Source organism: Asticcacaulis excentricus (assembly GCF_003966695.1).
GTDB classification, from domain to species: domain Bacteria; phylum Pseudomonadota; class Alphaproteobacteria; order Caulobacterales; family Caulobacteraceae; genus Asticcacaulis; species Asticcacaulis excentricus_A.
The window spans coordinates 2,201,799-2,222,039 of sequence record NZ_AP018827.1; the positions used below are offsets into that span (position 1 = coordinate 2,201,799).

17 protein-coding genes are annotated in these 20,241 nt (G+C 60.6%); 7 read left to right on the forward strand and 10 right to left on the reverse strand.

The features are described from left to right. Positions 1–48: 48 nt before the first annotated feature. On the reverse strand, positions 49–243 hold the full coding sequence (locus EM6_RS10165; RefSeq protein ID WP_126422459.1) for a hypothetical protein: 195 nt from the start codon (positions 241–243) through the stop codon (positions 49–51). 522 nt (positions 244–765) lie between these two features. Here EM6_RS10165 and EM6_RS10170 point away from each other — a divergent pair. Continuing rightward, complete coding sequence (locus tag EM6_RS10170; protein ID WP_126422461.1) at positions 766–1,032, forward strand: hypothetical protein; 267 nt, start codon at positions 766–768, stop codon at positions 1,030–1,032. A gap of 38 nt (positions 1,033–1,070) precedes the next feature. Next, on the forward strand, positions 1,071–1,388 hold the full coding sequence (gene cutA, locus EM6_RS10175) for a divalent-cation tolerance protein CutA (protein ID WP_126422463.1): 318 nt from the start codon (positions 1,071–1,073) through the stop codon (positions 1,386–1,388). Here cutA and EM6_RS10180 read toward each other — a convergent pair. Further along, a complete protein-coding gene (locus EM6_RS10180; protein ID WP_126422465.1) occupies positions 1,378–2,127 on the reverse strand; it encodes a DUF1961 family protein in 750 nt (249 codons plus the stop codon). The genes cutA and EM6_RS10180 overlap by 11 nt on opposite strands. Before the next feature lie 38 nt (positions 2,128–2,165). Further along, positions 2,166–3,506 (reverse strand): L-rhamnose catabolism isomerase, encoded by a 1,341-nt coding sequence (gene rhaI / locus EM6_RS10185; RefSeq protein WP_126422467.1) that lies wholly within the window; start codon positions 3,504–3,506, stop codon positions 2,166–2,168. A 370-nt stretch (positions 3,507–3,876) separates the two neighbouring features. Between rhaI and EM6_RS10190 the strand changes: the two genes are divergently transcribed. Together EM6_RS10190 and EM6_RS10195 are read left to right on the forward strand one after the other, a co-directional pair. Further along, complete coding sequence (locus EM6_RS10190; RefSeq protein ID WP_126422469.1) at positions 3,877–5,322, forward strand: FGGY-family carbohydrate kinase; 1,446 nt, start codon at positions 3,877–3,879, stop codon at positions 5,320–5,322. Between the two features lie 137 nt (positions 5,323–5,459). Then, the gene (locus EM6_RS10195) at positions 5,460–6,308 is read left to right on the forward strand and encodes a DeoR/GlpR family DNA-binding transcription regulator (RefSeq protein ID WP_126422471.1); all 849 of its coding nucleotides are present in this window, start codon (positions 5,460–5,462) and stop codon (positions 6,306–6,308) included. A 5-nt stretch (positions 6,309–6,313) separates the two neighbouring features. Here the strand turns inward: EM6_RS10195 and EM6_RS10200 are convergent, their stop codons facing one another. From EM6_RS10200 to EM6_RS10210, 3 genes are all read right to left on the reverse strand, one after another. Then, complete coding sequence (locus EM6_RS10200) at positions 6,314–7,450, reverse strand: ATP-binding protein (RefSeq protein ID WP_197723575.1); 1,137 nt, start codon at positions 7,448–7,450, stop codon at positions 6,314–6,316. Between the two features lie 127 nt (positions 7,451–7,577). After that, on the reverse strand, positions 7,578–7,895 hold the full coding sequence (gene rhaM / locus EM6_RS10205; RefSeq protein ID WP_126422475.1) for an L-rhamnose mutarotase: 318 nt from the start codon (positions 7,893–7,895) through the stop codon (positions 7,578–7,580). 5 nt (positions 7,896–7,900) lie between these two features. After that, positions 7,901–9,256 carry a rhamnogalacturonan acetylesterase gene (locus EM6_RS10210; RefSeq protein WP_126422477.1) on the reverse strand — a complete coding sequence of 452 codons (1,356 nt, stop codon included), beginning with the start codon at positions 9,254–9,256 and terminating at the stop codon, positions 7,901–7,903. 173 nt (positions 9,257–9,429) lie between these two features. On the opposite strand from EM6_RS10210, the gene EM6_RS10215 reads away from it, so the two are divergent. From EM6_RS10215 to EM6_RS10225, 3 genes are all read left to right on the forward strand, one after another. Next, complete coding sequence (locus tag EM6_RS10215; protein ID WP_126422479.1) at positions 9,430–13,335, forward strand: beta-galactosidase; 3,906 nt, start codon at positions 9,430–9,432, stop codon at positions 13,333–13,335. A gap of 27 nt (positions 13,336–13,362) precedes the next feature. Next, entirely contained in the window at positions 13,363–14,559 is a 1,197-nt protein-coding gene (locus EM6_RS10220; RefSeq protein WP_232037047.1) for a glycoside hydrolase family 88/105 protein, read from the forward strand. Positions 14,560–14,715: 156 nt separating this feature from the next. Beyond that, positions 14,716–16,329 (forward strand): MFS transporter, encoded by a 1,614-nt coding sequence (locus EM6_RS10225; RefSeq protein WP_126422481.1) that lies wholly within the window; start codon positions 14,716–14,718, stop codon positions 16,327–16,329. Between the two features lie 185 nt (positions 16,330–16,514). Here the strand turns inward: EM6_RS10225 and cimA are convergent, their stop codons facing one another. The 4 genes from cimA to EM6_RS10245 all read right to left on the reverse strand — a co-directional run bounded on the left by cimA (position 16,515) and on the right by EM6_RS10245 (position 20,066). Beyond that, the gene (gene cimA / locus EM6_RS10230; RefSeq protein WP_126422483.1) at positions 16,515–18,107 is read right to left on the reverse strand and encodes a citramalate synthase; all 1,593 of its coding nucleotides are present in this window, start codon (positions 18,105–18,107) and stop codon (positions 16,515–16,517) included. A 104-nt stretch (positions 18,108–18,211) separates the two neighbouring features. Next, positions 18,212–18,904: a pseudaminic acid cytidylyltransferase gene (pseF, locus tag EM6_RS10235; RefSeq protein WP_126422485.1), complete on the reverse strand. Its 693-nt coding sequence runs from the start codon at positions 18,902–18,904 to the stop codon at positions 18,212–18,214. Further along, positions 18,901–19,830 (reverse strand): phytanoyl-CoA dioxygenase family protein, encoded by a 930-nt coding sequence (locus EM6_RS10240; RefSeq protein WP_126422487.1) that lies wholly within the window; start codon positions 19,828–19,830, stop codon positions 18,901–18,903. Before EM6_RS10240 ends, pseF begins: the two co-directional genes overlap by 4 nt. 14 nt (positions 19,831–19,844) lie before the next feature. Beyond that, positions 19,845–20,066 (reverse strand): acyl carrier protein, encoded by a 222-nt coding sequence (locus EM6_RS10245; protein ID WP_126422489.1) that lies wholly within the window; start codon positions 20,064–20,066, stop codon positions 19,845–19,847. Positions 20,067–20,241 lie beyond the last annotated feature (175 nt).

Genomic DNA, 20,241 nt, shown 5'->3' on the forward strand with positions numbered 1-20,241 from the left:
GGCGGCGGCCAAGGTGGCGGAGCCACCGCCCGGCGAGGGACTAATCATCTAGTGGCGGCTGGCCAGACCCGCCACCAATGCCCAGAAACCGCTGCAAGAGATAAACAGGCCCAGAAGCGTCCATTTCAGCGGCATTTTGGCTTCCATGACCGCGTGAGTGTCCAGAGCGCTCAGAAGGCCGCCGTCGTTTGCGGGTTTGGAGGCTGTGGAGGGGGTGTTCAGCTTCGCAGTATCAGGGCGCATACAGGGTTCCGGCGTGTGGATTTCCACGCACCCTAGCTGCGCAGGGTTAAATAAGCGTCGATGCGTGCGGGATTAGAGCGCATTCCGAAAAGTGTGAAACGGTTTTGGCTTCGCCGAACTCCGTTTCGGAATCAAATGCGCGACAAAACAAAATGTTAGAGCGAGATTTCGATTCAATCTGTACGAAATACGCTTGTCTTATGATTTCTGTGCTTCTTGGTGCGATAAAGAAGCGCCGGAGAGGACGGCCATCCGTCTCCGGCGATGGGGGACGGATCGTGATTCCGCAGGTCAGCCTTCTAAGGAATGCCGGACCGGTTTAGAGTTTGATCGCCCCCATCTTTTCCAATCGTCCTGAACGGATACCGGAGCTTTTGGCTCGGATGACAAGCATAGGAGATCAGAAAAGATGAACGATATTACCATCGGTGCAGACATCTCGAAAGACCATATCGACCTGCACAGTCTGCCAGACGGTCAAACCCTGAAGCGCACATCATCGCCTTCTTTGCGCTGACGCTGATGCTGCAACTGGCCTTTCCGCGTGTGCGGCGCACAGACCTGGCTCTGGGGGTGCTAGTGCTCGGGGCGCTGATCGAGGTGGCGCAACTCTTTACGGGACGCAGCGCCAGTGTCGGCGACTGGCTGGCTGACCTGATTGGCGTCAGCCTCGCCACCCTGCCGTCCTATGCCGAAACCTTCCGTCATTATGTGCGGTTGGGCGGTCGCGCGCCGCGCCGCCGGTCAGGTGACAGAACGGCGAAGCGGGCAAAATCGTCGAGCCTGTAGGGCTTTGGCAGACAACAGCCGCGCGCTATAGTCCTCACATGACCGATCTTATGACCGTTTCCATCACCTGTGCCGATGCCAATGAGGCCGAACGCATCGCGGAGCTTCTGGTAACGCAGAAGCTGGCGGCCTGTGTGCAGTCTACGCCGCTGCGGGCCACCTATGTGTGGCAGGGGAAGGTGGAAACGGCCGATGAGATCGGCCTGACTATCAAGACCCTGCGCGACAAACTCCCGGCGCTGGAAGCGGCGGTAAAGGCCGCCCATAGCTATGAGGTGCCGGAACTGATCGCTACGCGCATTGAATGGGCCAGCGCCGACTACGAACAGTGGCTGAGGGACGCGCTTAAGCCTTGATCTTGCGCACTTCGAGATCGGCATATTCGGCGACCAACGGGGCCATCTGACGAAAGCCGATGCTGCCGCCGGTGGGCCATTGGCGATCCGCGGCCCCGGTCCAGTTGACGACGGGCAGGTCGTTAATGGTGAAGGCGACGCTGGCCCCCGACTTGCGGATTTTGATGCGGTAAGGCGGGCGGGCATCTTCGACATCGGGGAGGGGGTCCGCCCCCTGCGCCAGCATCTCAAAGCCCGGTGCGTAGCGCAGATTGGCCAGGTGGAAGGCGCGTTCCTCCTCCCAGCGGCGGCGGAAATAGGAGATCTGCAAGGCCTTTACGTCGCTCTTGGTATATTGGTCGTAGATGCCAGCACGGGCTTTCAGCTTTGGCGACAGGATGTGTTCGCCATTCACCCCACCCGCGGCAAAAAACAGAATGCACAGGCCGGGCTCTTTCAGCGGCCAGAAGTTCCAGCTGATCTCGACATGATCGGGGAAGACTTCCGGGCACCAAAAGACGAAGTTGGAGGCCTGCCCTTCGGCGGCATCGCGCAGCGCGCTTAACTGCATGCGGCCATTGGGGAAATCGACCTTCGCATCGCCTTCCATTTTAAACTTTGCCACGTCGGACGCGGCCTCCAGCGGATTGGCATAGATCAGCTCACCCGCCTCGGCCGCGAACAGCGAGGGGGCCAGAAGCGAGGAAGAGGCGGAGGCGGCCAGACCGGAGGCCAGCCACTGACGACGCGAAAGGCTCATGTGAAATTTCCGTTAATGATGCCGATTATACGCGCGAATCAGACGATTCCGCCTCCGTGCGCCGCGCGGGTTTTGCGCACCTTGGCCTTTTCGGCGCGGTAGCCGGTGGCGCGGAAGGCCAGCATGGGGTCAATGGCCCCACCCTTGCGCAGACGCGCCATGGCCAGCGCCGGGCGCACATCGGTCTCATAGGCCATGCGCAGGCAATGGTGCGCCATCATCACGTCATTATTGGCCTGGTGTTCTTTGAGCGCCTTGCGATCGACGATCAGCGCCTTGACATAGGCTCCGGCAATGGCGCGCGCCGAATTGAGCAGGCTCTCAATAGGGTCGGTCACGTTATGCGACTGATCCATCATATAGGCCGGATTGAACTGCCCCTTGGCGCGCGTTTCGGCATAGACCAGTTCGTTGAAGATCAGGAAGAGCTGGAAGGGGTTGAGCGACCCGGCGTCAAGGTCATCGTCGCCGTATTTGGAGTCGTTGAAGTGGAAGCCGCCCAGCTTGCCGAACTGCGCCAGCCGCGCCACGATCAGCTCGATATTGACCGTCGGCGCGTGGTGGCCCAGATCGACCAGACACTGCGCCTTGGGGCCCAGTGTCTGCGCACAGAGGATAGACGTGCCCCAGTCCTGAATGACGGTGGCGTAGAAGGCCGGTTCATAGAGCTTATGCTCGATAAACAGCCGCCAGTCGTGCGGCAGGGCGGCATAGATCGCCTTCATGCTGTCGAGATAGCGCTCCAGCGTGTCGGCAAACTCGTTCTGACCGGCAAAGTTCGAGCCGTCGCCGATCCACACGGTCAGGGCCTTGGCACCCAGCCGGTCGCCGATCTCGATACATTCGAGATTGTGCTCGATGGCCTGCGCGCGGGTGGCGGGGTCCGAATGGGTCAGCGAGCCATACTTGTATGACAGGCGCTGCCCCGGCTGATCCTGAAAGGTATTGGAATTGACCGCATCAAACCCCATGCCGTAGGCGTGGGCGAAGTCGCGCACCTCGTCGATATCGTTGGCCTTGTCCCAGGGAAAATGCAGCGAGATGCGCGGCGTCAGGCCCGACACCTGATGCACGGCGGCGCAGTCTTCGATCTTTTCCAGAATATTGGTGGGCTCACCCGGCATGGGGAAGCGGGCAAAGCGCGTACCGCCCGACACCATGCCCCAGCTCGGGATGCCGACCTCAAGCGTCATCAGGCGATCGACCACGTGCTCGATATCGACACCCACACGCGCCAGTCTGACGCCCAGAGCCTCATAATCGGCCATATGCGCCGCCATCAGCCGCGCATTCTCCCGATCAATAATGTCCTGCGGCAGGGCCGACTGGGTCTTTTTGACGGCGACATAGCCCATTCGGGGTGTCCATTCCTTCAGCACATGGGCCTCCAGATAGGGTTAAAAGACGGACAGAGTCAAATCAACAGACTGTTCACGCGAGCAGTCTGGATGTGGCGCGCACGCCACGCCATATATGAGAGCGCGGGGAAACACCCCCTCAACCTGTTTTTTGTGGGCGCAGACGCGCTTTTCTTATAGGGTAGGAGACTAACGGAAATAGCGGCAGAAAACAATCTCTGTTGCTAATTTTCGATCAATAATGATCGGCAATGGACGGGAAAACCGGTAATCGGCTCCCGTTCGCTCATGAAAGAGCGGCTGATGTCGGGAGTGAAGGGTGCGCAATAGCCTTAGAGACGTGTCGGTAAGCCCCGTGACGGAGAGGGTTCCGTCGGCGGACGGTTACGCGATGACGGGAGTCTCCGGGGGCCATACGCGCGCCGCGGTGACGGGCGAGGGCGTCTGCGTTGTTTTTGATGTCGGCAAGACCAATGCCAAGCTGAGCGTGATTGACGCCGAAGGCCAGATCCTCAGCCGCACGACGTTCAAGACGCCGCACCTGCATACGCGGCTCTATGCGGCCTTCGATGTCGATACCCTGTTTGCCTGGTGTCTGAGCGAGCTGAAGCGCCTGTCGCAGCGCTACCGCATCGACCGCATTATCCCCGTCGCGCACGGGGCCGGCTGCGCCTTCCTCAGCGCCGATGAGCAGTTGCTGCAACCCATTCAGGATTACGAAGCGTCGATCCCGCTGCCCTATGAACGCGCCTATCAGCGGGTGCGCCCGGCCTTTGAGGAAACCCTGTCGCCGCTTCTGCCCAACGGGCTGAATCTGGGGGCGCAAATCTTCTGGCACGCGCGTCGCGATCCCAAATTCTTTGAGCGGGTCCGCTACATCCTCTCTTACGCACAGTACTGGACGTGGCGGCTGTCGGGCGTTTTGTGTTCGGAGGTGACGTCACTGGGCTGTCACACCGACCTGTGGAACCCGACTCAGGGCACCTTCTCCAGTCTAGCAGTTTCTGAGGGCTGGGCGGAACGCTTTGCGCCGCTGCGCTCGGCGTGGGAAAAGGCCGGGCCGTTGCGCCCTGAAATCGCCGAGGCCGTGGGCTTAAGCCCCGACTGTCAGGTGCATGTGGGGCTGCACGATTCCAACGCCGCTCTGGCGCTGGTTATTGCGCGATATCAGCACGATGAGGCGGCGGTTTTACCGGTCATACTGACGACCGGCACCTGGTATGTTGCCATGGCCCCCGGTATTGCGCCCGCCGCCGTGTCGGACAGCCTGCGGCCGGATCGCGACTGCCTCGTCAATATCGACGTCTATGGCCGTGCGGTGCCCTGCGCGCGCTTTATGGGCGGGCGGGCGCTTGAGCTGATCACCAATGGTCATGTCGATGTGCCGGTGACGCTCGATACGGTCCTTGAGGTGATCGGCTCAGGGGCCATGGCCTTGCCGAGCTTCGTCGATGCCGGCGGGCCCTTTCCCGGACGGCGCGGCGAAATCGTCGGGCTTGAAACCGACACGCCGCAAACGCGCGCCGCACTGGGCCTGATCTACGTCGCCCTGATCGCGGTCACCTCGCTCGATATGATCGCCCCCGCGGATCGGCCGCTGCTGATCGAAGGCCCGGCGGCGCACAATGCCGCCTTCTGCACCCTTCTGGCGGCCATGCGCGACGCACCGGTTCTGGTCTGCGAAACCTCGTCCGGGGTGACGCGCGGCGCCGGGGCAATGGCCTTTTTCAGCGATCATGTGCCGCCGGTGCCAGCCTATAAGCCCGTCGCGCCGCAGGGTGTTGAGGCCATACGCGCCTACCGCGCCGCCTGGTTAAAGGCGATGGAAAACGATTGAAGCCCTACCCAAAAAAGGTGCTTCCCACCATGTGGAATGCGCCCTATAAGAATCAATCACATTCGATCATCAATCGCGTAGGGCCGGAGCCGGCTGCGCGTATAAGGATCGTTACACAGAAACGCAGGGCGGGCCATATGCACCTTCAGGATCGCTGGAAGCTGATCATCGACGAACTCAATCCGGACCGCGTGACCTCGGTCGATGAGCTGACGGCGCGTCTGGGAGTGTCACCGGCGACCATCCGCCGCGACCTCAATGAGTTGCACGAACTGGGGCATCTGCTGCGCGTGCGCGGCGGGGCCATGCGCATTGAAGGCAAGCACTTCACGGCCAAGGCCGAACCCAAGACACCGGAGTTTCAGACCGACAGCCTGATCGGGCAATCGAGCTTTCTGGCCTCGACCATCGTCAATGCGCCGGTCAAACGCGCCATTGCCCGCGCCGCGCTCGACTTCCTCAAGCCCGGCATTTCGATGATTATCGACGGCGGCTCGACCACCTACACCCTGGCCAATATGATGGCCAATGAGCCCTATCACGTGCTCACCACCTCCATTCCCATCCTGCAATGCCTGCTCGATCGCTCAAAGGTGAAGGTCACCCTGCCGGGCGGCGAACTGTTCCGCGAACAGCGCATCATCCTCAACCCGTATGAGGACGGCATGTTGCAGAACTTCTCGGCGGCCAAGATGTTCATTGGTTGTCAGGCCCTGACGCGCAACGGCCTGATGCAGTCGGACACCCTGCTGGTGCAGTCCGAGCGCCGTCTGATGGAGCGCGCCGATCAGGTCATCGTGCTGGCGGATTCCTCCAAAATCGACGCCCCGGCCTCGCTGTCGGTGTGCCCGCTGACGGCGATTGACGTGGTGATCACCGATGAAGGGCTGAGCGACGCGGCGCGCGAATGGCTGGAACACGCCGGTATCGAGGTGCGCATCGCCCAAGTGACCGCCGAAGACCGCAAGGCTTCGGAAGTCGTCTGAGGCCTTTATCCAAAGGACAGACCTCTACGGTCCCTTAGGGTTGACATCAGCGTCGTCAAAGGCGTCACCCAGATATCGCTCGTGCTGAGGCGGTAGGCCTCGTCGCCCGGATAGACGATGTAGCGATGGGTTATGCCCAGATCGTCGCAGGCCTGATGAAAGCCTCTTTGCGCCTTCGGTGCAGAGGCGCGCTTGACTTCAATGGCGACCTCAGGCTTGCCCGCCTTGACCAGCACGAGGTCGATTTCGGCTCCGGCCTGCGTACGGTAGAAGTAGGGCTGCCACAGTGATGCCGACAGGCAACTGAGCAGGTTTTCGACGACAAACCCTTCCCAGCTTGCGCCAATAACCGGATGGCTCAGAAGGCTGTCGGCGTCTTCGATAGCCAGCAGAGCGTGCAGTAAGCCGCTGTCGCGGATATAGACCTTGGGGGATTTGACCAGCCGCTTGCCGATATTTGCGTACCAGGGCTCAAGGCGGCGCACCAGCAGCAGGTCCACCAGTATGTCGAGATAGCGCGATACGGTCTGTCCACTCAGGCCCAGCCCTTCGCCAAGGCTTGAGGCATTAAACAGGCCGCCCTGATGGTGAGCCAGCATGGTCCAGAAGCGGCGCAGGGTTTCTGCGGGCACGCGAAACCCAAATTGCGGCACGTCGCGCTCCAGATAGGTGCGAATAAGATCGAGCCGCCATTTCAGACTTATCGCTTCGCTGCGAGCGGTCAGGCTGTCCGGATAACCGCCGCGTACCCACAGTGGATTTAGGTCTTGCGCGGCGGCTGAGGCGAGTTCAAGCGCGTTAATGCCTGAAAGCTCGGCATAGGCCACGCGCCCGGCCAGACTTTCGCTGGTCTGACCCAGCAACTTTAGGGAGGCCGAGCCGAGGAACAGGAATTGTCCGCTGCGCTGGCCGTCGCGGCGACGGCGATCAATAACGCCGCGCAAGGGGGCGAAAATCTCCGGTGCGCGCTGGACCTCATCGAGAATAAGGAGCCGTTCCGGATACTGCGCCTGAAACAACTCGATATCGCGCACCTGATCCAGATCGCGCGGTCGTTCAAGGTCACGATACATGCCGTTCAGTTCCTCGCCCAGATTGACGGCCAGCGTCGTCTTACCGATCTGACGCGGGCCTAACAGCACGACCGCCGGATATTCGGCAAGGAGAGTTATGAGCGTTGACTGTAAGTGGCGTGTAATCATCCTTGTAAATTTACCATCTATCGGTAAATTTACAAGGATGTTGGCGGCGCGCTCCGCCAATCGTTTGTTACGCCATGTAGAACACCGGCTTCAAATCCTTCGCCACCGGTGAATTGTCGGGGTTTGAGTCCATGATGTCGGCCATATAGGCCCACCATTTTTTCATCACCGGATGGGCGGGCAGGTCGGCCATGGTGTGGTTGTCTGTGCGGCGCAGGACGCCAAACAGGGTCAGGGTTTCCGGGTCGAGGAAGATTGAATAGTCTGATACCCCGGCCTCGTGCAAAAGGTCCGACAGTTCCGGCCAGATCTCATCATGGCGCTTCTGGTATTCGGCCTCAAAGCCCGGCTTGAGCTGCATTTTGAAGGCGTGAATCTGGGTCATGAGGTTTAGTTCCCTGAAATCTTTGCCGGGGCCTCGCGCATGACGGGCCAGTCGGCGGGGGTGAGATCGAAGTGTTTCGGATCGGCCGGATGGGCCGGATCGAAGGCGGTGAAATCGGGCGCGGCCTTGAGGCCCAAGCCGCTCTGCGGATCGGTGATCGCCTGCGCCACATAATTGGCGATCTGATAGGCGCCGTAGGCATTGTGATGAGTCTTGTCCTGACCGTTATTGCCAAAGGCCAGCGGGCTGATCTCAGGCCCCAGCGCCTCATAGAGCGTCTTCGTCTTCGCGGTCAGGTCGATAAAGGGCACGTTCAGCTCGGCGGCGACTTTCCGCACCGCGTCGTCATAGCCGGCCAGCGTATTGGTGATCCTGCCGTTTTCAAACGAGCGGCGCGACACCGGCGAAATCAGCACCACCTTCGCCCCGTGCGCCTGCGCATCCGTCGCAAAGGCCTTCAGCCAGGCCGGGTATGAGCGCTCGGCATCGACATAGGTGCGCGGCCATTGCTTCTTCTGATCATTATGGCCGAACTGCATCAGCACCACATCACCCGCGCGCAGATCGCTGAGCAGCTTGTCCCAGCGCAGGGAGGTGACGAACGACTTCATCGTCTCGCCAGAGCGGGCGTGATTGGCGACGGAGACATCGCTGGATAGAAAGCGTGGTAGCATCTGTCCCCACGAGGCGTAGTCCGTGCCAGCCTGATCGGTGACGGTTGAATCCCCGGCAATCAGGATACGGCGGGCTTTTATGGGGGTGATCTCAACGCTTTGCACGGCGGGTGAGGGGCCCGAAAACGCGATGGTCAGCCTGTCATCCCAGGTGCGCCCGATGTCTTCGTCGCCGCGCAGACCGACGCGCGGGGCCTTGCCCTTGGCGTCCTGCTCAGAGGTGACGACCGCGGCGTCGCGTACATTGACAATAAACTCAACCGTCTTCGTCTCCCCCTTTTTCAGCGCCACCGGGGCCAGCATCAGCCGCCGGTCTTCGGCCCAGATCGAGGTGCGGCTGTCCGCCTTTTTCGTGCCCAGAGTCACGCGCACACGGTAATCACCGGGGACGGCCTTCACGGCCAGCGCCATTTCGTTGCCGTCGCGTGTATTGGTAAAGCCATAGCCGCGGGTTGCGTCATAGGTCATGTCGGGGGTCACCCGCACAGCCGTCGCATCGGCTTTCAGGGCGGGGTCGAGCAGGAAGCGCTGGGGCAGGGGCGTCACGGAGGCCTCCGAAGCGGCGATCTGCGCCATGACGGATGTTCCGCCTAAACTTAGGGCCAGCGTCAGAACAAGGGCGCGCAGCCGCGTGCGAGTCTCATTTCCCTGATTGGTTTTGATCATAATGGCGTTTTTTCTGATCATAATTGGCCCTTATGTGCTCGTTTGTGATATTTTTTCATTGATATGGTCCGTCGTCAATGTCATCTTAACGCACCAGCCGCCGCTGGCCGTCGCTGCGCGGGCGTCCAAGACCCGCCGATCTGAAGATCCCGGCCACGGCGCTGTCTCAGAGGAACCCCAAAAGAGGACCCCCAATGCCCAACCAGAATCCGCTGCGCCGGAAGTTTTTCCGTATGGCAGCCCTTTCGCGTGTTTCGCAAATCGGTCTGATCGCCGCCGCCGGTGCCCTGCTGGCCTTTGGCGCGACGGCGCAGGAACTGGGGATTCCGCGAGGCTCCGATGCGCAAAAGCAGGCGCAGGTCAGTGAAGCTGCCAAGGCACAAAACGTTTTCCTGATGTCGGCCTTCATGGCCACTTCGCAAAACACGCTCAGCCTGTTCACCTCCGCCGACGGCGTGACGTTCAAGACGCTGGGCTCTGAGGTCTATACCCCGCAAAAAGGTTTGCTGCGCGACCCGTCGATCATCCGCCATACGGACGGCTATTATTACGTCGTCTATACCACCAACTGGGACGGCTCGGATTTCGGGATCACCCGCTCGAAAGACCTGAAAAGCTGGGAGCTGGTGCGCGAGGTCAAGATCGACCTGCAGGGCGTCACCAATACCTGGGCACCCGAATGGTTCCGCGACAAGGACGGCAGCCTGAAGGTCGTGGTGTCCCTGTCGAAGGGCGGCACCAAGGGGCCGTTCGGGGCCTATGTAATCGAGCCCAACTCTGATTTCTCGCAATGGTCGGCGCCCAAGCCCATGCAGGGCCTGCAAGGCAACTATATCGACACCTTTGTGCTGGCCACCGACAAGGGTTACACCGCCTTCGTCAAGAACGAGACGACCAAATTCATCGAACTGGCCACGGCCAAATCGCTCTACGGCCCGTGGAAAATCGAGAAAAAGGGTGACTGGGCCGGGTGGGGCGACTGGCGCGAAGGTCAGGCGCTGGTGAAGCTGCCAGATGGCGGCTGGCGTATCTATTTCGACGACTATATCACCAAGCGCTACTGGTATTCCGACAGCCACGATAATTTCAAAACCTGGACGCCGAAGAAGGAAATCGGCGGCGTGTCGGGCGTGGTGCGTCACTTCACCGTACTGTCCGAAGACCCGAAGGCTCTGGCCGAAGCCACCAAGCCCAAAAACCCGCCGAAAAAAGTCACCTGGGACGAACACTCCCTGATGGTCGATGGCAAGCGCATCATGGTGTGGTCGGGCGAGGTGCACCCCTTCCGCCTGCCCAACCCCTCCCTGTGGCGCGACGTGTTGCAAAAGATGAAGGCGTCGGGCTTCAACGGCGTCGCCTTCTATTTCAACTGGGGCTACCACTCGCCGGCACCGGGCGTTTATGATTTTACAGGCATCCGCAATGTCGAACGTGCCATCGAAATCGCTGAGGAAGAGGGCATGTACGTTATTGCCCGCACCGGCCCCTATGTGAATGCTGAGCTCACCGCAGGCGGCTTCCCCGGTTGGTTGCTTCGTCAGCGCGCCGAAGCCCGCACCGATGATCCGCTGTTTCTGGCCGCTACCGATGAGTGGATGACGCAGATCAACGCCATCATCGCGCGGCATCAGATCACCAACGGCACCGGCAATATCATCGCCTACCAGCTCGAAAACGAGCTGGGCAAGGTCGAGCCGAAGCACGTGCGTCAGATGGAGCATCTGGCCAAAAAAGCGCGCGCCGACGGCATCACTGTGCCCTTCTTCCACAATGCGGCCGGGCGTCTGCCAGACTGGACGCCGAAGGATTCGACCGCGCCGTGGGCCAATCCGGGGCCGACGGACATCTATGCCTTTGACGGCTATCCGGGCGGCACCTGTAATGTTCATGCTGATCCGTCAGGCCCCAACAAGGCGCCCGACTGGGGCATATATGGGACGACCCCGCCGCGCATCGGCTCTCTGTCTTCGCCCAAAACGCCCGGTTTTGCGGCGGAACTGGGCGGCGGCTGGTTCGACTACTGGGGCTCGAACGGCACCTATGAATGCACGGCCAAGCGTCAGGGCAAGGGCTATCAGCGCGTCTTTTATGGCACCAACCTGATCAACCGCATCACCATCCACAACGTCTATATGACGTACGGCGGCACCTCGTGGGGCTGGCTGGCCGGACCGGTCGTCTATACCTCTTACGACTACGGCGCGGCCATTTCCGAAGACCGGGGCCTGCGCGAAAAGGCCTATGCGCTGAAGCAGCAGGGCATGTTCGTTCAGGCGGCGGAACAGGTGCTGGCCGAAATGGACAAGGGCCCGGTGCTCAAGCCCTCGAACGACAAGATCAAGGTCTATCACAACATCAATCCGACGCTGAAAACGCACATCCTGTTTGCGGTTCATAACCCGTCCGATGCCCTGACCGACGACAGTGCCACGTTTGAGCTGACGACGAAGGACGGCACCTACACCATCCCGGTGCGCGTCAATGGTCAGGACGCCAAGATGCTGCTGGCGTCCTACGCCATGGAGCGTCAGCACCTCGTCTATTCCAACTCGGAAATCCAGACGCATTTCCAGAATGGTGAACAGGACATTGCGCTGCTGCATGGCCGTGTCGGGGAGGCGGGGGAAACCGTCCTGCGCTTCTCGCAAGCGCCGAAGGTCGAGCTTCTGTCCGGTCAGGCGACGACGAAGTTTGATGCCAAAACCGGCGATCTGAAGATCAGCTATACGCATAGTGGCCTGATCCGTCTTCGGATTACGGATGGTGGCCGTGCGCCGCTGCTGCTCCTGATCGCCGATGAACCGACCAGTTTCAATTTCTGGCGTCAGGAGACGGCGGAAGGCCCCGTTCTACAAATGACGGCGGCACTGGTGCGCGAAGCCAAGCTTTCGGGCGGTAAGCTCGACCTCTTGGGCGACACCATGACGGAATCGGCCCTGACGATCTGGGGCCCGAAGTCGGTTGAAAGCGTCACCTTCAATGGCGAACCGGTCGCCGTAACGGCGCAAAACGACGGCAGCCTGTTCAGCACCCAGCCCCTGCCGCGTCCGGAAAAGGTGACCCTGCCGGACCTCGCGCAGGTGGCGTGGACGCGCCGCATGGACAGCCCCGAAGCGCAGCCCGGCTTTGACGACAGCCAGTGGGTCAAGGCCGATAACCGCCCGACGGCAGCTCAGACCTGGACGACCACCGAACGCGGTCAGCCGACGCTGAGCATGAGCGATTACGGCTTCCACCACGGCGATGTCTGGTATCGCGGGCGCGTCAAAATCACCGATCAGACGGCGGATCAGCTTGAGCTGTTCTACGGCGCAGGCGGTGCCGGCATGATTCAGGTCTGGGTCGATGGCAAATATATCGGCCACCACGAACACGATACGGGCCGTCAGTTCCCCGAAACCACCGACAGCGTGAAGTTCAAGCTCGACAAGCTGACGCCCGGTGAGCACGTGATTTCGGTCATGGTGCGCAACAATTCGCACAACTGGGACCTGATGGCCGATGACGCCCACCGCGAAGCGCGCGGCCTGATCGCCGCATCGCTGACCACGCGCGCTGGTCGCCGTTTTGCGGTGCCGATCGAATGGCGCATTCAGGGCAATAAGGGCGGCGAACAGATCGCCGACCTCGTCCGCGGTCCTCTGAACAATGGCGGCCTCTATGGCGAGCGCGAAGGCTGGTATCTGCCGGGTAAGCAGGACGGATGGGAGAGCGCAAGTCAGACTGCTGCCCCGCCGGCGGCGGGCACCTACTGGCTGCGCACGCAGTTCAAGCTCGACCTGCCCAAGGGGCATGATGTGCAGCTTGGCCTCAGCTTCGGCGATACGACGCAGCCGCGCTCGGACCGTGAAAACCGTGTGCTGATCTTCGTCAACGGCTGGAATATGGGGCAATTTATCGCCCATATCGGCCCGCAGCGCACCTTTGTCATCCCGCCGGGTATTTTAAACCCCAATGGCGACAATACCATCGCTCTGGCCGTCACCACCGATGGCAAGCCGGAAAACGCGCTGGAGCCCGTTCAACTGGTTAACCTGCGTACCGCGCGCACGAGTGTTCCCCTCGAAATCATGCCCGCACCCAATAAACTGCAACGCTAACAGTACCTCTCCCAAGAGTTCTCTCTCATGACCGCTCAGATCCTCAAAAAGCCCGTCAATACGAACAATCAGGTCCTCACCCCGACCGACCCGTTCAACATCCATCCGCTGCTGCAACATCAGTCGGCGGCGCTGGATGCCGACCGTGACGATTACCGCCGGGCCATCGACCTGCTGATCGATAATCTGATCCATATTGAGGACACGTCGGGTGAGTTTCTGCTGCGCCTGACCGATGGCCGCGTGATCGACACCAAGGCCTGGCATGGCTTTGAGTGGACGCAAGGCATCGGCCTTTACGGCATGTACAAGGTCTGGGAGATGACCGGCGACAAAAAAGCCTGGGACATCATGATCAACTGGTTCGAGGACCGGTTCAAGGAAGGCTCGCCGTCGCGTAATATCAATACGGTCGCGCCCTTCTTGACGCTGGCCTACCTGTTTGAGCGCACCGGTGACCGCCGCTATCTGCCCTATCTCGATGTGTGGGCGGAGTGGGTGTATAACGATCTTCCGCGTACGGAAGAAGGTGGCTTCCAGCACATCGTCTATAACAGCGTCAATAACCAGCAACTGTGGGATGACACGCTGATGATGTCGGTCGTGCCGCTGGCCAAGATCGGCCTGCTGCTCAACCGTCCGCACTATGTCGAAGAGGCTAAGCGTCAGTTCCTGATCCATATCAAGTACCTGACCGACCGTAAGACCGGCCTGTGGTTCCACGGCTGGACCTTTGATGGCCGTCACAACTTCGCCAACGCCCTGTGGGGGCGTGGCAATTCGTGGGTCACCATCGTCATCCCGGAATTTATCGAGCTTCTGAATCTGCCGAAGGATGATGCCTTCCGTATGTTCCTGATCGAAACGCTGGAAGCGCAGGTCAAGGCGCTGGCGAAGGTTCAGGCCCCGTCGGGCCTGTGGCGCACCATTCTTGACGATGAAACCTCCTACGAAGAGGCCGCGGCCTCGGCGGGCTTTGCCTATGGCATACTCAAGGCCGTGCGTAAGGGCTATATCTCGCGTGAGTATGAGGCCATCGGCATCAAGGCCGCCAAGGCCGTGCGCGCCCATATCAACAGCGCGGGTGAGCTGACCCAGGTGTCGTTCGGCACGCCGGTGTTCAACTCCATTCAGGAATATAAAGACATCCCGCTGACTTCGATGCCGTTTGGTCAGGCCATGGCGCTGCTGACCATGGGCGAGTTCCTGTACCGGTTTATTTAACACGCACCTCCCCGGTTCAGGGGAGGTGGATTTTTTGGTGTGAGCCAAAAAAAGACGGTGGGGTTTAGGTCGGCCTGATCAGCCCCTTCCGTCGCCGTCAAGACGGCGATACCTCCCCCGCTAAGCAAGGGAGGTGGATTTTGGGAGTGAAACGATATGGCCGAAGTGGCTCAGGTGCGTAAGCCAAGCTGGATCAACTACTGGGGCTGGGGATCGGGCGATATGCTCGGTGCCGGGGCTCAGGCCGTCATCACCGGCTGGCTGTTTTATTTCTTCACCAACTTCTGCGGTCTGAGCGCCATTGATGCCGGATTTATCCTTGGCCTGCCGCGTCTGCTCGAAGCCATTACCTGCCCGCTGATCGGCTATATCTCCGACAATCTGCGCCATACCTGGGTGGGGCGTAAAATCGGCCGTCGTAAGATCTTCCTGCTGATCACCATACCGCTGCTGCCGTCCTTTGCGCTGTTGTTCGTGACCGGACAGACCTTCTGGTACTATCTTTTCGTCTTCATCTTCTTCGAACTGCTCTACACCATGTTCCTCATTCCGTGGGAAACGCTCGCCGCGGAAATGACCAAGGATTACAAAGAAAAGGCCAAGTTCGCCGGCGCGCGGATGATCATTGCGCAGTCTTCCGCCATCCTCGCCTCCTACCTGCCGACCTTCATTATCGACAATTTCGGGGGCAAGGATTCGCCGGACACCTTCCTGATCATGGCGACCATTTTTGGCCTTCTGTTCTCGCTGGTGGTGATTCTGGTGGTTGTCTTCTCGTGGGAGCGTCCGTACACGGAAGATGAAAAGCGGATCCAACCGCAACCCTTCAATGCCGCCGCCGCGTTGATGATCCCGGTCAACATGTTCCGCGACCTGTTCTCGACGCTGAAACTGCGCGCCTTTCGTCAGCACCTGTCGATCTATCTGGGCGGATACCTGTCGCAGGACATCTTCAACACCGCCTTCCCGCTGTTTGTGGCGACCGTTCTGGCGGCTGGGGCGACGCTGAGCAAGGGCGAAACCACGACGCTGATTTCGGGCATGATGACGCTGATGTACATTGCGCAGCTCGTTTCGGTGATGATCGCCATTCAGGTGGTGATCAAGACGGGGCCGACCCTGGCCTATCGCATCGCCATCAGCTTTGTGGGCGCCGCGCTGTTGCTGTTCCTCGCCTTCTACTTCACCCAACCCGAAGGCATCGCGGCGGGTCTCGAAGGCCTCAATGGCAATCTGTTTGCCGCTTTCAGTCACTCCAATTTCGGCGTTGCCTTCTGGCTGATCGTGCCGATCATTCTGGCGGGTCTGGGTCGCGGTACGCTGAATTTTGTGCCGTGGTCGGTCTATAACTATCTGCCTGACATTGACGAGGCCGTCACCGGTCAACGTCGCGAAGGCATCTTCGCTGGGGTCATGACGTTGGTGCGCAAGGTGGCGCAGTCTGCGGCCATCGTGGCGACCGGCTGGATCATTAATCAGGGTGGTTATCTGGCGGCACCGAAGGACTCGTCCGTTGTCATCCAGCAGTCTCCGGAAGCTATCCACACGATTGTGCTGGTCCTGATCGCCGGTCCGATCGTCGTAATGGTGCTGGGTATGATCATTTCGTGGAGCTTCGGCCTCAATGTCAGATCCCACGGCATCCTTGTCCACGAGGTCGAGCGTTTGCGCGCCGGGGAAACCCAGCCGGAATCGGAGGAAAGCCGTCGTGTGGTTGAAGACCTGACCGGCTTCAAGTTTGAAAAACTTTGGGGCCGCTACAAGCGCTAAGCCGCAAAACAAACCCCCGCTTCGATGATACCAACGCCCGAAGATGCTAGCCGCATCCGGCCGTTGAAGACACGAAACTGTCTCATATGTCTCAGGGACATGAGACAGTCTCGAATGGAATACCAAGGGTCATCTTCAATGACCCTTGGTATGAGGCGGGGGTTTTCATTTCCGGCAGTCGGCGTTCAGCGCACCGCCACCTTCTGCTTGAGCAGGAACCACGTCACCGCATCGAACAGGGCGTCGTTTGAGGCATCAATCACGTTCGGGCTGACCCCCAGCGTGTGCCAGGCGTGGCCGTCCGTATCGCGGCTTTCGATCACCACGCGGGTCAGGGCTGCGGTGGCGTCCGATGGTGTCAGGATGCGCACCTTATAGTCCGACAGGTGCATGGCCTTCAGTTCCGGATAGTGCGGCGTCAGGGCCTTGCGCAGCGCCTCATCCAGCGCATTGACCGGGCCATTGCCTTCGGCCACGGTCATCACGGTTTCCCCGGCGACCGACAGCTTGACAGTGGCCTCGGCCATCGTGTCCTGCGCGCCGGAGGCCTCAACGCGGCATTCGTTCAGCGCGCGATAGCTGAGGAGTTCGTAATAGCGCGGCAACTGCCCCAGAAGCCCGCGGGCCAGAAGCTCGAACGAGGCGCTGGCGTCTTCATAGGCATAGCCCATCGCCTCGCGGTCCTTGACGATCTTCACCAGCTCATTGACGCGCTCATCATCGGCGGCGACCGCAATGCCCATCTGCTCCAGACGGTTCAGCACATTGGCGCGGCCCGCCTTGTCCGAGACTAGGATCAGCCGCGTATTGCCGACCAGCGCCGGGTCGATATGCTCATAGGAGCGGCTGTCGCGCGCCATAGCTGAAACATGCAGGCCGCCCTTGTGCGCAAAGGCGCTCTTGCCGACATAGGCGGCGTGGCGGTTGGGCACGCGGTTCAGCCGGTCGTCGATCAGACGCGACAGCGAGCCAATCTCCTTGAGCTGTTCCATCGACACGCCCGTCTCATAACCCATCTTGAGCATCAGGGTGGGGATCAGGGCGATCAGATTGGCGTTGCCGCAGCGCTCGCCAATGCCGTTGATCGTGCCCTGAATCTGACGCACCCCGGCCTCAACAGCGGCCAGCGAATTGGCCACGGCCTGCTCGGTATCATTATGGCAGTGGATGCCCAGACGCGCCTCAGGCAGCCTGGCCTTGACGTCGGAGACGATGCGATACACCTCGGACGGCATCGAGCCGCCATTGGTGTCGCACAGGATGATCCACTCCGCCCCGGCCTGATAGGCAGCCGTAAGGGCCTCCAGCGCATAAGCGGGATTGGCCTTATAGCCGTCGAAGAAGTGTTCGGCGTCGAAATGCGCCTCACGACCCTGCGCGATCATGTGGCTGAGCGAATCCCCAATCATTTTCAGGTTTTCGCTGGTCGAAACCTTCAGTGCCGTCTCGACCTGCCAGTCCCAGCTCTTGCCGACCAGACAGACGGCCGGCGTGTTGGCGTTGAGAATGTCCTGAAGGCCCGGATCGTTTGAGGCCGAACGCCCGACGCGGCGCGTCATGCCAAAGGCCGAGACCTTGGCAAAGCGCGTCTTCGGCACGCGCGCAAAAAAGGCGTCATCCGTGGGGTTGGCCCCCGGCCAGCCGCCTTCGATATAGTCGATGCCAAAGGCGTCCAGCGCCTCAGCAATCGCCAGCTTGTCGGCAACGGTGAAGTCAATCCCCTGCGCCTGCGATCCGTCGCGCAGGGTGGAGTCATAAAGATAGATACGCTCGGCCATGGCTCAGCTATAGCCTGACTTTGGGGGCGTCAATAAAATTCCAGCACCTGAACGGCAATTGCGCCGCCAAGTGTCTGAAATCGCGCTGTTCGTTTCTGCGATTACTATTTCTCACCGGCTCTGAGGGCTGCGAACATCTGTTCGGCGACCTCCCAGTCTTCGGGTGTGTCGATATCGACGACCTCGGTGCGCGGCAGGATGACCGGGGCGGAATGAATCGAAAAGACGTCTTCGCCATTCAGCGCCGCCTCCGTCCAGCTCCAGTAGAACTGCGCCGCGTCGTGATAGGCGGGCACGAGGTCCTGAGAGCGCGTCATGCGGTGTTCGGGCTGGAACATGGCTACCCCGCCCTCCGGCGTGACATAGAGGGCGCGCTGGATAGGGAAGGCGTAGCTGGTCACCGAAAAGGCGTGGCGCTTGCCCTGAAGCGCCTCCCAGCCCTCGATCAGGCGTTTGGCGGTCAGAAACGGGGCGGTGGCATAGAGGCAGCACAGGGCGTCGGGGCGCTCCCCCTGTGCGATCAGCCAGTCGAGGGCGTGGGCCATGACCGCGCCGGTCCCCGCATGGTCGTTGGAAAGTTCCGGCGGGCGCACAAACGGCGTTTGCGCCCCGCAGGCGCGCGCCACTTCGGCGATTTCATCATCATCGGTCGATACGATGATGCGTTCAAACAGGCCGGACTCAACGGCCGCGCGGATCGAATAGCCGATCATGGGCTGCCCGAAGAAGGGCTTGATATTCTTGCGCGGGATGCGCTTTGACCCGCCGCGTGCCGGAATGATACAGACCCGTCTCATCGCAGAAAGACCTGATTGATGTAAGCGTCAAATCCGCCGGGATTGTCCATCACCGAGGCCTTCGGCGAATGCGGCGTGGCGTAGAGATTATACTGAAACGCCAGCAGCAGACGCGGGCGCGACACGGGCAACAGCCCCTTATGAAAGCCATAGACGTCTTCCAAGAACCACGAGCCGGCGGGCGCGGTCAGCGTCACCACCTTGTCGGCCCCGAAGGCCGCTTCGATATCGGCATCCGTCTGGGCCTTGCCCGTTTCGAGGATGGGGGAGCGATGAGAGCCGCGCACGAACACATGCGGGCCGGATTGGGCGTCGATGTCGGTCAGATAGTAGAAGAGTTTGACATTGCCGACGCAGTCGTAATCGCGATGGAACCGTTGAACGCCCTTGGCCGTGGCGCGGCCGGGGAAGGACCAAACGGCCCCGATATTGTCGAGAATAGGCCGCGCCCCCAGATACAGCTCGGCAGCCGCCAGAACGTCTGGATGGTTGGCTAACGCTAGCGCGTGCGGGGCGCGGATCACCTCTTCGGGCGTGTAATAGCCAATATTGATGTCTTCGGACGGCACCTCATCCCAGCGAAACCGCCCCAGATGCGGGCGATAGGGGTCGTGGCAGGGCAGGTCGCGGAAATAGGCCGTGAGGTCGCTCAACACCTGCGCATCAATGGGTGGCTGAATGGCGGTAAAACCGTCTTCGCGCAGCTCCGCACACAGGGACTGCGCCAGAGGTGAGGGCGCAAGGTCGGGTGTACGAGGTTTAAAGTGACGGATGAGGCGGCTTACCCGTTGCCGACCGCGATAATCGAGCAGTGGCAACAGGTCGTAGGCAATATTGCGCCGGTCAGCGCGGGCGCGCGCGGCAAAATGCCGCCATGAGGGAACCCGCGTTTTCAGGCGCTCTCGCAATCCCGGCGTCTGAGCCACGGCGTCCGCCGGTCTCAGAGCCCGACCAGAGCGGCCAGATCCTTGATGGTTTGCGCGGCGCGCAGTTGATCACCGCTAACCACCGTATTGTAGTTGGCGTCGGCCATGGCCACAAAGGTGATAACGGCCAGGCTGTCCCAGTTGCCAAGCTCTGTCAGGGTTTCCGCACCCGTCAGACCCGCCGGGTCGATTTCGAGAATTTCCGCCACAGAGGCGATGAAGGCCTGATCGGTCATGAGTTTTTTCCCGCGCCGTAGATATTGAAAACCGTAGGCTTCGATCCTTGGGTGATCCGCTTAATATTCCCTTAAACGTGGCCCTGTTTGTGCGGGCCCCACAGGCGGCGCGCCCTGTCCCTTAACGCGATCTTAACGCAAAGCAGCGGATGACAGGCGCAGTCCATAACACGGG

Bases quoted from the DNA above. Each gene is read 5' to 3' on its own strand.
- EM6_RS10195 (WP_126422471.1), top strand. From the start codon at position 5,460: ATGCACCTTCAGGATCGCTGGAAGCTGATCATCGACGAACTCAATCCG.
- EM6_RS10210 (WP_126422477.1), bottom strand. From the start codon at position 9,256: ATGATCAGAAAAAACGCCATTATGATCAAAACCAATCAGGGAAATGAG.
- pseF (WP_126422485.1), bottom strand. From the start codon at position 18,904: ATGAGACGGGTCTGTATCATTCCGGCACGCGGCGGGTCAAAGCGCATC.
- cimA (WP_126422483.1), bottom strand. From the start codon at position 18,107: ATGGCCGAGCGTATCTATCTTTATGACTCCACCCTGCGCGACGGATCG.
- EM6_RS10165 (WP_126422459.1), bottom strand. From the start codon at position 243: ATGCGCCCTGATACTGCGAAGCTGAACACCCCCTCCACAGCCTCCAAA.
- EM6_RS10220 (WP_232037047.1), top strand. From the start codon at position 13,363: ATGACCGCTCAGATCCTCAAAAAGCCCGTCAATACGAACAATCAGGTC.
- EM6_RS10225 (WP_126422481.1), top strand. From the start codon at position 14,716: ATGGCCGAAGTGGCTCAGGTGCGTAAGCCAAGCTGGATCAACTACTGG.
- rhaM (WP_126422475.1), bottom strand. From the start codon at position 7,895: ATGACCCAGATTCACGCCTTCAAAATGCAGCTCAAGCCGGGCTTTGAG.
- EM6_RS10180 (WP_126422465.1), bottom strand. From the start codon at position 2,127: ATGAGCCTTTCGCGTCGTCAGTGGCTGGCCTCCGGTCTGGCCGCCTCC.
- EM6_RS10215 (WP_126422479.1), top strand. From the start codon at position 9,430: ATGCCCAACCAGAATCCGCTGCGCCGGAAGTTTTTCCGTATGGCAGCC.
- EM6_RS10245 (WP_126422489.1), bottom strand. From the start codon at position 20,066: ATGACCGATCAGGCCTTCATCGCCTCTGTGGCGGAAATTCTCGAAATC.
- cutA (WP_126422463.1), top strand. From the start codon at position 1,071: ATGACCGATCTTATGACCGTTTCCATCACCTGTGCCGATGCCAATGAG.
- EM6_RS10170 (WP_126422461.1), top strand. From the start codon at position 766: ATGCTGCAACTGGCCTTTCCGCGTGTGCGGCGCACAGACCTGGCTCTG.
- EM6_RS10190 (WP_126422469.1), top strand. From the start codon at position 3,877: ATGACGGGAGTCTCCGGGGGCCATACGCGCGCCGCGGTGACGGGCGAG.